At 55.7% G+C, this 11,809-nt stretch carries 14 protein-coding genes; 7 read left to right on the top strand and 7 right to left on the bottom strand.

What is annotated here, in order from left to right:
* Window positions 1-60 precede the first annotated feature (60 nt).
* Genes ACOOGA_RS10270 through ACOOGA_RS10260 form a run of 3 tightly spaced genes read left to right on the top strand, consistent with a single transcriptional unit; the run spans window position 61 to window position 3,792 of the window.
* Window positions 61-1,284, top strand: coding sequence for a D-alanine--D-alanine ligase (locus ACOOGA_RS10270; protein ID WP_417459455.1), 1,224 nt, complete (start codon window positions 61-63; stop codon window positions 1,282-1,284).
* A gap of 2 nt (window positions 1,285-1,286) precedes the next feature.
* On the top strand, window positions 1,287-2,069 hold the full coding sequence (locus ACOOGA_RS10265) for an alpha/beta fold hydrolase (protein ID WP_417459454.1): 783 nt from the start codon (window positions 1,287-1,289) through the stop codon (window positions 2,067-2,069).
* Window positions 2,062-3,792, top strand: coding sequence for a UDP-N-acetylmuramoyl-tripeptide--D-alanyl-D-alanine ligase (locus tag ACOOGA_RS10260; protein ID WP_417459453.1), 1,731 nt, complete (start codon window positions 2,062-2,064; stop codon window positions 3,790-3,792). Before ACOOGA_RS10265 ends, ACOOGA_RS10260 begins: the two co-directional genes overlap by 8 nt.
* A gap of 3 nt (window positions 3,793-3,795) precedes the next feature.
* Here ACOOGA_RS10260 and ACOOGA_RS10255 read toward each other — a convergent pair whose 3' ends face one another.
* Complete coding sequence (locus tag ACOOGA_RS10255) at window positions 3,796-4,632, bottom strand: hypothetical protein (RefSeq protein ID WP_417459452.1); 837 nt, start codon at window positions 4,630-4,632, stop codon at window positions 3,796-3,798.
* 9 nt (window positions 4,633-4,641) lie between these two features.
* Here ACOOGA_RS10255 and ACOOGA_RS10250 point away from each other — a divergent pair, with 9 nt between their 5' ends.
* Window positions 4,642-5,562 (top strand): SDR family oxidoreductase, encoded by a 921-nt coding sequence (locus tag ACOOGA_RS10250; protein ID WP_420428610.1) that lies wholly within the window; start codon window positions 4,642-4,644, stop codon window positions 5,560-5,562.
* A 7-nt stretch (window positions 5,563-5,569) separates the two neighbouring features.
* Here the strand turns inward: ACOOGA_RS10250 and ACOOGA_RS10245 are convergent, their stop codons facing one another.
* Both ACOOGA_RS10245 and ACOOGA_RS10240 read right to left on the bottom strand, forming a co-directional pair.
* On the bottom strand, window positions 5,570-6,094 hold the full coding sequence (locus ACOOGA_RS10245) for a universal stress protein (protein WP_420428608.1): 525 nt from the start codon (window positions 6,092-6,094) through the stop codon (window positions 5,570-5,572).
* Between the two features lie 36 nt (window positions 6,095-6,130).
* Window positions 6,131-7,153: a DUF2333 family protein gene (locus ACOOGA_RS10240; protein ID WP_417459449.1), complete on the bottom strand. Its 1,023-nt coding sequence runs from the start codon at window positions 7,151-7,153 to the stop codon at window positions 6,131-6,133.
* Between the two features lie 153 nt (window positions 7,154-7,306).
* Here ACOOGA_RS10240 and ACOOGA_RS10235 point away from each other — a divergent pair, with 153 nt between their 5' ends.
* The 3 genes from ACOOGA_RS10235 (at window position 7,307) to ACOOGA_RS10225 (ending at window position 9,179) form a co-directional block, all read left to right on the top strand.
* The gene (locus ACOOGA_RS10235; RefSeq protein WP_417459448.1) at window positions 7,307-7,678 is read left to right on the top strand and encodes a DUF6491 family protein; all 372 of its coding nucleotides are present in this window, start codon (window positions 7,307-7,309) and stop codon (window positions 7,676-7,678) included.
* A 69-nt stretch (window positions 7,679-7,747) separates the two neighbouring features.
* A complete protein-coding gene (locus ACOOGA_RS10230; protein WP_417459447.1) occupies window positions 7,748-8,107 on the top strand; it encodes a DUF952 domain-containing protein in 360 nt (119 codons plus the stop codon).
* Window position 8,108: 1 nt separating this feature from the next.
* Window positions 8,109-9,179, top strand: a complete 1,071-nt coding sequence (locus ACOOGA_RS10225; RefSeq protein WP_417459446.1) for a quinone-dependent dihydroorotate dehydrogenase — start codon at window positions 8,109-8,111, stop codon at window positions 9,177-9,179.
* Here ACOOGA_RS10225 and ACOOGA_RS10220 read toward each other — a convergent pair.
* The 4 genes from ACOOGA_RS10220 to ACOOGA_RS10205 all read right to left on the bottom strand — a co-directional run bounded on the left by ACOOGA_RS10220 (window position 9,176) and on the right by ACOOGA_RS10205 (window position 11,788).
* Window positions 9,176-10,000, bottom strand: a complete 825-nt coding sequence (locus ACOOGA_RS10220) for a putative metalloprotease CJM1_0395 family protein (protein ID WP_417459445.1) — start codon at window positions 9,998-10,000, stop codon at window positions 9,176-9,178. The genes ACOOGA_RS10225 and ACOOGA_RS10220 overlap by 4 nt on opposite strands.
* A 123-nt stretch (window positions 10,001-10,123) precedes the next feature.
* Window positions 10,124-10,735, bottom strand: coding sequence for a periplasmic heavy metal sensor (locus tag ACOOGA_RS10215; protein ID WP_417459444.1), 612 nt, complete (start codon window positions 10,733-10,735; stop codon window positions 10,124-10,126).
* A gap of 3 nt (window positions 10,736-10,738) precedes the next feature.
* Window positions 10,739-11,197 carry a hypothetical protein gene (locus ACOOGA_RS10210; protein WP_417459443.1) on the bottom strand — a complete coding sequence of 153 codons (459 nt, stop codon included), beginning with the start codon at window positions 11,195-11,197 and terminating at the stop codon, window positions 10,739-10,741.
* A gap of 9 nt (window positions 11,198-11,206) precedes the next feature.
* A complete protein-coding gene (locus ACOOGA_RS10205; RefSeq protein WP_420428606.1) occupies window positions 11,207-11,788 on the bottom strand; it encodes a sigma-70 family RNA polymerase sigma factor in 582 nt (193 codons plus the stop codon).
* Window positions 11,789-11,809 lie beyond the last annotated feature (21 nt).

Below are 11,809 nucleotides of genomic sequence, written 5' to 3'. Positions count from 1 at the left end.
CGCCTGAATTGGCTACATGAATGATTACACACCGTTGCAACAAGGTTTAGGGGAACGCCCGTGGCCCAAAAGAAGGTCATTGCTGTCATTTTTGGAGGAAGAAGTGTCGAGCACGACGTCAGTGTGCTCACCGGCCTCCAGTTCCTTGAAGCGCTGGACCCGGGGAAATATGAAGGCCTGCCCATCTATGTTGACCCGCTGGGCCAGTGGTGGACCGGCCAAGCCCTGACTAAACGCAGCAACTACCCCATTGCAGACGAGCCCAAAGGGCTGACCCAGGTGATGCTTGATCTTGCCACGCCCGCAAATGGCAGGCCGCAATTGATCGCATTTTCAAAAGGGTTGATGGGCGAGAAGCGCACAACCATTCCCTTTGACCTCATTGTCCCGGCCATTCACGGCTCAAACGGTGAAGACGGCACTCTGCAAGGCCTTCTCGAGTTTGCAGATATCCCTTATGCAGGCTGCCGCACGCTCGGTGCCGCAGGCACCATGAACAAGGTTTTCGCCAAGCGCATTGCCGCCAGCGGCGGCATCAAGGTTTTGAGCGAGCTTTCGCTCGCACGCCCGAAAAAAGGCACCTTCCTTGACCCGGCAGTTCTCGAAACCCAGCTCAGGGAAACCTTCGGCGAGATCACCTTCCCCTATATCGTCAAACCCTGCAATCTGGGATCAAGCGTCGGTGTTGGCAAAGCCAACGATATGGACAGCCTGATTGCCGCGCTGATGACCGCCTTCCGTATGGACGCCGAGGTCATCGTTGAGCCTTTTGTGTCCAATTTAGTGGAGTATAATATTGCCGTAAGACGCAGTGCGGACGGGAAAACCCAAACGTCGGCGATTGAACGCCCGCTGCGGGACGCCGAACTTCTGGATTTCAAAAACAAATATCTGGCTGGCGGCACGCCAGGCGGCCCCAAGTTGGACACTGGCCCGAGCGAAGGCATGGCCTCCCTGAACAGGGTCCTCAACCCCGATGAGTTATCTGGCGCACAAAGTGAGTTTATTCATGGAAGTGCTGCCGGGATATTTGACCTGCTGCAACTTGCGGGCAGCGTGAGGGTGGATTTCCTGTGCGACGGTAACACAGGCGAGCTTTGGCTTAATGAGGTGAACACCATTCCCGGCTCCTTTGCCTACTTCCTTTGGGAAGCCGCTGCGGAGCCTTTGAGTTTCCTCGCGTTATCAAGCGAGATAATCGAAGAGGGTTTCCGACTCTCTGGCGCGCGGCTTGGTGATACCAATACCGCAACTGGCGGCGCCACCATTTTCACCCGGAGTTAAATGTGCCGGAAGGACAAGCTGTTATGGGCGTAAGCCCTTGGTATAGTGTGAAAGAAGGTGCCGACGGCGGTTCGCTGATCTGGCTGCATGGCTGGGGCATGGAACACTCGTCCCTCGCCCGCCTCGCGTCCCTTTTCAAGGCCACACATACCAACACGCTTTATGACCAACCGGGTTTTGGCAACACACCCAGGCTTGAAGATGGTGCAGGCACAGAATGTTATGCCGACACGCTGGCGACCCAGCTGGAAGCCATGCCCGGCGGGCCGCACATCATCATAGGCCATAGCTTTGGCGGTCGCGTGGCCGTGCAGATGGCGGCCCGCCACCCTGCTTTGGTGAAGGCTATTGTGCTGATCGGTGGTGCAGGGCTCAGGCGTCGCCGGTCACTTTTCTTCAAGGTCAAAGCCTTTTGCCTGAAAATGATTGGCCGTACAGCACACCTTATTGACAGTTTTTTGGGTACCTCGCTCCGCGCCGCTTATGTTGAACGTTTTGGTAGTGCCGACTATAAAAACGCTGGGGCACTTCGGCCAACCTTCGTGCGGGTTGTGAACGAAGACCTCACCGCCCCCGCCAAAGCATCGCGGTGCCCGGCGCTTCTGATATATGGCTCGGATGATACCGAGGCACCGCCCGAAATTGGTCGGCGCTTTGAAAACCTGATGCCTATTGCGCGCTTTGTGGAAGTTCAAGGGTTTGACCACTGGGATATCCTGAGCCGAGGCGCCTATCAATGTGAAGCCCTGATCCGCACCTTCTTTGAGGACCTCAAGGATGAGTGAACTGTTTTATACCTTTCTGCCCGTCATCATATTCGCGCCGCTTGCGCTGTGGTTTGCGCATGAGCGCGGTAAAACCCTGATGATGATCTTCCAGCAGGAAGAGTATGACGACGTGCGCTTCATCACTTGGTTCAAAGACAACAAGGCTTTCGACCGGCGCGCGAGCCTTTGGCTTGTGGCGGCTATTCTGGTTGGTGCCATTTCGCATACTTCGCTGACGGGCGAGGTGGGCACTGCACTTGCTTTTGCAGCCTTCCTGATATGGCCTTTTATCGCGATAGCCTTTGTGCATGGTGCTCTGATGTCGCGTGCAGCCCGGGCTTCTTCCAAAAAGCCACTTGTGGCAACAGCGCGGGTAAAGCGCATAAATCTGGTCTATCTTGCCCTTTCCACTTGCATATTGGCGCTGATAGCTCTCGCCGCTTATCTTGCACCAAAAGGCGCGCATTACGCCGTTCAAATTGATATGGACGGTATCGGGTTCGTAACAATCCGCTACAACTGGCAGCTTGTCTTTGCGGCGGTAATGCTTCTTGTGTTTGTGCAACTGCCCCCAGCTCTCATGGTCATTGCGAACAAGCTTCTTGAACCGGCAGAAGAACGAGTTAAAGCTGGCTTCCGAGCCGAAGCGATCGCGAAGTTTGCCAAACTTCAGCCCAAGGTGATCGCCATCACTGGCTCGTTTGGTAAAACCTCCACCAAACATATCCTGAACCATATTCTGGAAGCCGCCGCACCCACGCTTGCCACGCCGGGCAGCGTGAACACCGATATGGGCATCACCCGCGTGATCCGGGAGCAGCTTGAGGAAAAGCATCAGTTTTTCATTGTGGAGATGGGCGCTTATGGCCCGGGTTCTATCGCACGTCTATGTCGCCTGACCCCACCCGACGTTGGCTTGATCACAGCTGTCGGCGCCGCCCACTATGAGCGTTTCAAAACGCTGGAAACCGTGGCGCGCGCGAAATTTGAACTTGCCGAGGCTGTCTTTGAAAAGCAGGGCGAGGTTGTTGTGAACAAAGACGGCATACCCGCAGACCTTTTAAGCGAACGTTTAACGACTGTACCCGGCACATACCGCATTGTCGGCACGGGCGCGGACGTTGCCATTTCAGACTACACGCTGACAGCAAACGGCATTGAAGTCAGCGTTCAGGACGGTGATGAGAAACATACGCTAAAGTCCCCGCTTTTTGGTCGCCATCAGGCAGGCAACATTGCGCTCGCCGCCGTAAGCGCCCACGCACTTGGCCTGCCGTGGGCTGCCATCAAAGGCGCGCTCGCATCCATGCCGCAGATCCGTCACCGGCTTGAGGTTACCAAAACACCAGGCGGCGCAACCATCGTGAACGATGCTTATAATTCAAACCCGGTGGGGTTTGAGGCCGCCCTTGAATGTCTGGATGTTCTTAAGGCCGGAAGCGGCCGCCGCATCCTCGTGACGCCCGGCATGGTAGAGTTGGGGGAAAAGCACGATGAAGAGCATGCGTCACTGGGTCGCCTCGCCGCCCGGCACTGCGATATCATCCTTGTGGTGACACCGGAGCGCATACCAACCTTCCTTGAAGGCATCTCCGCACAAAATGACGGCACCACAACGGTGATGACATTCACCAAACAAGCGGACGCCGAAGCTTGGGTAAACACCCATTGGCAGACTGGCGACGTGATCCTCTTTGAAAATAACCTGCCGGATCTTTACGAGGCAGTTATTCGCTTCTAACGCTTATTCGTTGCCTTTGGTGGCATCGTCTTCGACCTGAAGGTCGAGCTTCTCCAGGTTCAGCCGCGCGGCTTCAGCCTCGGGCCCTTGCTCAGACGCAACAAGAAGCTTTATCCAGGCAGTACGAGCTTCATCCGGCTTGCCTTCTGCGTGGCGCAGGTTGCCAAGCTCCAAAAGGCCAGCGGGACTATCCGGATAGCTTTTGAAATAAGCCTTGAGAGCCTCATCGGCGCGTCCAAAATTGCCCACACCGCGGGCCGCAGACGCGATCAGCACCAGAATGTCCGTGCGGTTCGTGTCCAGTTGCAACACCGCTTCAAGGTCTTGCAGCGCAAGTTCATAATCCTGATCTGCTGCTGCGATGCGCGCGCGGTCTACCATCAGCTCGCGGCCTTGTGAGCTACCATGCGGGACAAGCGCAAGCGCCACCTCAATGGCATCTTCAGCCCGCACAATCTCATCAGCCAGCAGCCAGGCATTAGCCGCCTGCCCATACATATCCGCCAGCAAACCGGCGTTTGCCACAAGCCGCTTGCCACCACGCACCGGCATTTCTTTACCAACCCGCATATCGTCAGCGATCTTCATCATGCGCGCTGCGGCTTCGGCGTATTCTTTCAGGTGAAATAGCGCAAGCGCTTCACAGTGGCGTGCTGGCACACCGCCTTCTTCTGCCTGCCACGCCAGCGCGATGTTGATGGCTTTATCGGGCACGCGTTCCGCCAAGGTGACGCAAGCACCATAGCGCTCTTCATCGCCCGCTTGGGCGTATAAGGTTCCAGACGTGAACGCAGCGCTAGAAAGCGCGGCCAAAATCAGTATGGTGGTGCTTTGTTTCATGCGCGCAAAGTGCGCAAAAGCCGTGGCAATTTCAAGGCAGTTTCCTTCATGTCAGCACACAATCCTCATCTTTTTGTTTTTGGCCCGGGCTATAGCGCATCCCCCATCATGGCACGCGCGATGAAAAACGGCTGGAAAGTGAGTGCAAGCCACCGTGACGCCTCGAAGGCGGACGCCCTGCAAAGCATGGGAGTTACACCGGTGCCTCTTGAGCCCACGGCCCTTCAACCGGCGCTTAAAACATCTACACACATCCTGACAAGCGTGGCGCCGGGACCGGGTGGCGACCCCATCCTGCCACTCATCACTACACTCGCCGATACCCTCGATAGCTTGCGCTGGGTGGGGTATCTCTCCTCCACCAATGTATATGGCAACCATGATGGCGGCTGGGTTGACGAAGACACACCAGCCGCGCCGAGCCTTGACCGCGGCAAACGCCGCATTGACGCAGAGTTGTCTTGGAACGACTTTAGCAATAAGTCAAAAAGCGCGCTTCATATCTTCCGCCTGGCTGGTATTTACGGCCCGGGGCGCAATGCGGTAAGAACCGTGCTGGACGGCCGCGCAAAACGCATCTTCAAGGAAGGGCAACTGTTCAGCCGCATTCACCTGGCTGATATTGAAGAAAGCGTGTGGCGGGCGATGAACTCTAGCCTCCCAAGCCGCATATTCAACCTGGCGGATGACGCACCTGCCCCGCCACAGGATATTATTGAAAAAGCAGCCCTCGCCGTTGGCAAGCCAGTACCACCCCTGATCCCGTTTGAGGACGCGGACCTGAGCCCCATGGCGCGCAGCTTTTATGAGGAAAGCAAGCGGGTAAGGAACGACCGCGTGAAAACAGACCTGTCGTTTAAGCTTAAGTACCCAAGCTTCGACAGCGCGCTTGACGACCTTATCGCTTTTGAGACCGGCTCAAAAACCTAGGCCATCCCTAGGCCATCGCGTCAATCTGTTCATAGGTCATGTTGCCGGGGATCAGGAACAACGGGCACGGCAGGTTCGTGGCCAGATCATGAGTGAAATAGTCGATCAACGGGCCCGGCCCCCCTTCAGACCCAACCCCCAGAACCAGCCCGAATACATCTTTTTTCTCTTCAATATATTTGCGGATCTCTTCCTTGGGTTCACCTTCAAGGATCACCGTTTCAGGTGTCACACCGCAATAGGCATGCAGCCGTTCGGCCATATCGCGCAATAGTTCGGTCGCTTCCTCATGCGCTTCTTCGCGCATGCGATCTGCTACCGCCATCCAATGCTGGAACTCGCCAGGGCGGATACAATGGAAGAGTATCAGGCCGCCGCCTGTGATGTGGGCGGCACGCGCAGCCGCAAAACGGATCGCCACCTGGGACTCCGGCGATCCATCAACAACAACAAGAAGCTTTCGCCAACGTTTGGCGACTGGCCGTATCGGCCCGTGAATCTCTTCCGCCACTGTAATTGTGTCTCCCATCATGCCCATAGAGTGACAGTAGTGCCCGGCGCTGACAAGCTATTTGAGCAGGATATTGCTCACTTCCCGAAGCTGTGTTCGCGCTCTCAATAGATAGAATCCCTGCATCGACAAATGATTAGCGAGAACACCGTCTCTCGCCCCATTGCTCACTACAAGCGGGTCAAGCGTCGCCGCTGCACGCAGGGACTTGAGGAGTTCCCCATAAAGGGCCGATAGCTCCTTGTCTTCAATCACCTTGGCAAAATCCACCCTCAAAGCCTGAAGTATGACCGTATAGGCATAGACCTGCCCTTTCACTTGATAGAACAAATCATCCGCCCCGAAATCCGGGATAAACCCACCGGATTTTTCCCCAATATAGGTTTCAAGTGCAGCAGATGACGCGCCAAGGTCCAGCGCTATCCGATCTAGCGTAGCCTGCAGGTTGTCAGACCGCCGCTCGTAAACAGCCGTTCCGGCTGCCAGCCGCGCGTTATAACTTTCAAGCTCTTCAACCGCTTGGCGGAAATATGAATCAGAGGGCCTCGTTGGGAGAAGGGACGTGCCTATGTCGATCACCCAGCGGTCCGGCTCTTTCGAGAGGTTCCCCGCCGCCTGCTCAAGGTCCGGGTCTACCGCACTGGAGCCACGTGTACGGCCAATCTGATCCCGGAGCTCAAATGTGAAACGGGAAAGCGCGGCGATAATGCCCTTCTGGAAATTTGGTGTGTTATCCAACCACCACCCCGGCTGAATGGCCGGGTCGTTCGGTGTCCACCCATGGTCGACGGTTTCCCGCTTCACCAGGAAGGCGATATCGGCCACCACTTCAGATGCCCCGGCGGCTGCGGTTGTCGGGAAATCAAGGTTATCGTCTACCCGGTGAACGATAGGCATGCCAATAAGGATATAGAGGATAAAGGCCGCAGGCAGGAAAACGGCAACTTTACGCCACGTGCTGCCCGAAACCGTGACAACCCATCCGGTAAAAAGCCGCCACAGTCGTTTCAAGCCGCGCCCTATCATGGCAAAGAAAGCCGAAACCCTTTCTTTGGTCCATAACCATAGTTCGCCCACCATAACCTGCTCCCATCCTCAACCGAGTTCATTATTTACCCTTAATGTCGTGATTATTTGCACGCAAAACAAGGGCGTTGATATATTCATTCATGGACCATTAATGCAAAACGCATCACCCTTCGTTCTGACATTGAGATAAAAACTGGCAGACCCATGCTAACGCAAAAACATATACTGCTGTGTAGCGCCCTTTTGGGTAGCTCCTTCTGCGCTTATGCTCAGGATACGGAAACCGGTGAGCGTGCCGCCGCTGCGCGTGAGGAAATGCGCTGCATCAGCACCGACAATATCCAGTCTTATGAAGTTCAGTCTGACGAAATCGTGCGTTTCATCATGGCGGATGCGGACGATATTCTCGTCCGGCTCAAACGCAGTTGCCCGCAGCTCCATTATCATGGCTATATTTCATACCAGCCGGTGAACGGACAGCTGTGCGCAAGGATCGATGATCTGGTGAGCCGCGCAGGCACACCGTGCCGTATCGATAGTTTCGCCAAAGCGCCAAACAAAACGACGACACCTTAGGTTGTTTGGCGATAGGCCTGCTGTCACTCCCCTCTTGCGCGGCAACCGAAGAGCGCTTATTCAATCCGCATGACCGAGCAACCTATTTTCAAACTGATGCGACAGGAAGAGTGGCAACAAACCGCTGCTTGTACGCATTTTTCAGGCTCTGCCGACGACAAGCGTGACGGTTTCATTCATTTCTCAGCCGGCGATCAGGTTGTCGCTACCGCCGAAAAATACTTTGGTGACTGTGAAACCCTTCACGTATTGACGATAGACACCGGGAAGCTGCCAGCTGACGCGCTGAAGTGGGAAGCCTCTCGTGGTGGTGCGCTGTTCCCGCATCTTTATGCACCCATGCCGCTCTCGGCGGTCGCCAGGCATGACATCGTGAAGCGAAAAGACGGCGGCTGGCGTCAGCTCTACGAAATTGAAGGAATTGTGTGACATGGTGGATTTTTTTCCGCTCATTAGGCCGCTCATCCATGCTCTTGACCCGGAGCGGGCGCATAATCTGACCATTCAGGCGCTGCGGCTGGGCCTCAGCACACAATTTGGTGCGGGGGCAAACGACCCCGTGCTCGCGACAAATGTTTTTGGCATCACATTCCCTAACCCTATTGGTGTCGCCGCAGGCTTTGACAAAAACGCCGAAGCGATAACCGGCGTACACAAAATGGGTTTCGGTTTTGCGGAAGCCGGCACGGTAACCCCGAAGCCACAAGCAGGTAATGACAAACCCCGGCTGTTCCGTCTGAGCGAAGACAAGGCCGTGATCAACCGTTTCGGGTTCAATAACAAAGGCCTTGAGTATTTTGCGGCACAGCTAAAAGCCTTGCCCAAAACGCACGGTGTTTTTGGGGCAAACGTAGGCGCCAACAAAGACAGTGATGACCGCACTGCAGACTATGTTACTGGCATCAACCGCCTCTATGGGCTCAGCAGTTATTTTACCGTCAACATCTCAAGCCCGAACACACCGGGCCTCCGGGCGCTTCAGTCAAAAGACGCGCTGATGGAGTTGATCTCGAAAGTCCTCGAAGCCCGCGCGAGCAAGATCGCTGAAGGCAAGGCTTACATACCCATTCTGGTCAAAATCGCGCCTGACCTTCAGGAAGAAGACATAAGGGATATCTCGGACATTGCTCTCTCAAGCGAAATTGACGGCCTGATTGTCAGCAACACCACAATCGCCCGGCCGGAAACGCTTAAAAACAAACACCGGGCTGAGGCTGGCGGCTTGTCTGGTGCGCCGCTTATGGGGCCATCAACGGACGTTCTGCGCGCCATCTACCGCGCGACCGAAGGCAAGGTGCCACTCATTGGGGTTGGCGGTGTGGCGTCGGGTGCCGATGCTTTCACCAAGATCAAAGCGGGCGCTTCGCTCGTGCAGCTCTATAGCGCGCTGGTCTATAGTGGGCCAGCACTTGTTACCCAGATCAAAGCTGAACTTGCATCACTATTGAAGGCTGAAGGGTTTGCATCAGTGGCTGACGCCGTTGGCGCAGACCACCGTTAGGCGATCAGATCAATCCTCACAGGCTGCGCGGGACGCGAGGCACCCGTGGTGCCAAGCAAGGCTGTGGATTCTGGTGAAAGTGAAGCACTTTCCGCAGGGTTCGTTTCACGTTGAGGATTATTCTGGCTGAAGGTGTTGGCCTCGTCAGGCTCATCGGATGACGTTGCTTCAGTACGGCGCTGCTCCTGAAGCTGGGCTTCTGCTTCCCTGATCGCGGCTTCCGCCGCTGATGCCACTGACCTGTCCTGACCAGATGGTCTTGCCGGAGCAAGCGCGGCACGCCGCACCACTTCCATTTTGGAAATGGTGGCCTCCGGGTTGTCCGCCACCGGCTTGGTGTCAATTGAGACATGTCCACCAACAGCATACTGGATACCGTCCGGGCCTGTTGCATATTCAAAACTTGGTGCGCCTGTGTATCCCTGCCCGGCAGAAGCATGGGCAGTTTCATGCGCACGCACTTCCCGGTCACGCGCCTTAAGCTGGCTTATGCGCGCCAGGTCTTCATCGGAATATTGGGTCGAAAGCTCAGGCAAGTCCTCAAGCTGCGGCGATATAGGTTCTGCGGGAATACGCCCCTCGCTCACCTGAATAGCAACTGCCGATGCGCCGCCAAGGTTTTGGCTATTGCCGCTGCCGGTGCTTCCCGCGCGCGCTTCCGGCTGAGACGTAGCATCTTTGGCTGACGCACGCCTTCTAGGCCCCGACACCAGCTCTTCTTTGATGTCAGGCAGCTTCGGCTTTAAGTTTTCCGGCACATCAGGACGCCTGATCTCAGGGGGTGGCGGCCCAATGGACGGCAAGGTCGCAGTGCTGATCATGCGTGTATTTTAGCATGAAGGCCCTGTTTTTGCCTACTGGAGAAAAATGGCCGCCGAGTTGGACGCAAAATGAGGCTAGTAACGGTCATCTAGCCCCGTTGACCACAAGCGCTCAATGGGGGGTTAATGTGGCTTTTCACTATCTTCGCGGTCAGGGTCTTCATCCTCAGCTGGCCAGTCTTCAGGAGGTGGTGGTGGCATGCGACCATCCTCAAACTTCTCACCGTCGCGCTCGCCCGGTGGCGGACCTCTGCGATCATCTTCACCGCGTTTCATGCGCCACTTCATGCGCCTTTGATAGATATCCTGACCCAGCTTCTGACGGGTTTCAAAATCAAGGTCAGCGACGATATCGAGCAAAATTCCGCGGAGGGGGCCATGCAATGAGCGTGTTTTTGCCTCAAGTTCATCAAGCGCGCTCTTAAGCGCATCTTTGTCCACCGTTTCAGCCATCAGGATCGCGCGCACACGCTCTTCAATGTCCCGAACTGCACGGAAGTTCTCACGCAGGCCCTTGCGGTGATCCGACATCAAGGCACGAAGTTCTTCACGCTTTTCGTCAGGCAGGTAACCTGCAAGCTTGCGCATGCTGAAAATATCCTTGCTGTAATGCGACTTGCCTTTGTGGTGCCGCTCCGGCGCAAGCTCTTTGCCCAGCAGATATCCTCCGACAAAGAGGTTTGCCGCAACAGAGACAGCCAAAACGCCATGTATCCATTTCACTTTAAATGCCATGGTTTATTCTTCCTCCAGAAACAGCTCTGCGTTGCTCGCAAACAGGCCTTCGCTCAGGTCCACGCTTTCGGCGTCCACACTCGCGGACTGTAGACCAATAACGAGCCCCACACCCAGCACCGCCAGGTAAACCGCAGCCTGAGATGCCAATGCCACAGGCGAAAACCACCTGCCACCGCCGAGAAGAGCATCTGATATAGTCTCAAACCAGCCGCTCTTAGCGCTGTGCTTTGCCGGGATATCCTTAAGGGACGCCAGAAAGTCACTCGATGCATTAGGCACAGACAGATTTTGAGCTAAGAGGCTATCAAGCGTCGCCTCGGCTTCTTCAAACTCCTGCCCCTCTGCTGACAGCAGGAAGGCCTCCGCCGCAATGCGGTCCGTATCCGGCCAGGCGGCTATATGGCTGCCGAACCGCAAACGGCACAGTTCATAATTTTCCATTGTCATGGGCTTTTTCACATTGCCCTCCTATCCCAAAGCTTCAAACAGTTGCTGTTTTTCAGCGATCAGTGCTTCCCTGAGCTTCGCCCTCGCACGCACAAGCAGCGACTCGTAAGCCTTCAGGTTCATGTCCATTGCATCTGCGGCTTCCATATTTGAAAGCTCGTCATAATAACTCAGTGTCACCGCCAGCCGCTGCCTGTCAGAAAGTGCCTCTAGTGCGCGTTTCAGGCTCGCGTTCCCATCCGCCTCTATCAGCTCATGTTCAGCTGATGGGCTATCATCCGGCTGGTCATATTCTTCCGGCAGCGCTTCCGGCTTTTTACGTCGCTTCTCATCGAGGCAACGATTGACCACAACACGGTGAAACCATGTAGTGAAGCGCGCTTTATCAGCGTCAAACCGCCGTGCGTGCGTCCACAATTTCACAAAAGCTTCCTGCACCAGGTCTTCCGCGAGGGCAGCATCGCCCAGATACCGGAACGCGAGGGCGCGGTACCGCAAGGCATGCCGGTCCACCAACATACCAAACGCTGTCCTGTCAGCGTCTGCCACCCTCAGAACAAGGGTTTCGTCCGATATTGCATCGCTCTCAGAGGCCAAGTTCAAGCCTTCTTTGTCATGTCTCGT

Origin of the sequence: Kordiimonas sp. (assembly GCF_965216265.1) — a bacterium.
In the GTDB taxonomy this organism is placed as follows: domain Bacteria; phylum Pseudomonadota; class Alphaproteobacteria; order Sphingomonadales; family Kordiimonadaceae; genus Kordiimonas.
Note: the sequence above shows the minus strand (reverse complement) of the source record. Positions and strands in the feature narration are given on the sequence as shown.

Excerpts from the sequence above, each read along its gene's own strand:
- ACOOGA_RS10260 (WP_417459453.1), top strand. The coding sequence starts at position 2,062 with ATGAGTGAACTGTTTTATACCTTTCTGCCCGTCATCATATTCGCGCCG.
- ACOOGA_RS10255 (WP_417459452.1), bottom strand. The coding sequence starts at position 4,632 with ATGAAACAAAGCACCACCATACTGATTTTGGCCGCGCTTTCTAGCGCT.
- ACOOGA_RS10245 (WP_420428608.1), bottom strand. The coding sequence starts at position 6,094 with ATGATGGGAGACACAATTACAGTGGCGGAAGAGATTCACGGGCCGATA.
- ACOOGA_RS10240 (WP_417459449.1), bottom strand. The coding sequence starts at position 7,153 with ATGGTGGGCGAACTATGGTTATGGACCAAAGAAAGGGTTTCGGCTTTC.
- ACOOGA_RS10235 (WP_417459448.1), top strand. The coding sequence starts at position 7,307 with ATGCTAACGCAAAAACATATACTGCTGTGTAGCGCCCTTTTGGGTAGC.
- ACOOGA_RS10230 (WP_417459447.1), top strand. The coding sequence starts at position 7,748 with ATGACCGAGCAACCTATTTTCAAACTGATGCGACAGGAAGAGTGGCAA.
- ACOOGA_RS10225 (WP_417459446.1), top strand. The coding sequence starts at position 8,109 with ATGGTGGATTTTTTTCCGCTCATTAGGCCGCTCATCCATGCTCTTGAC.
- ACOOGA_RS10220 (WP_417459445.1), bottom strand. The coding sequence starts at position 10,000 with ATGATCAGCACTGCGACCTTGCCGTCCATTGGGCCGCCACCCCCTGAG.
- ACOOGA_RS10215 (WP_417459444.1), bottom strand. The coding sequence starts at position 10,735 with ATGGCATTTAAAGTGAAATGGATACATGGCGTTTTGGCTGTCTCTGTT.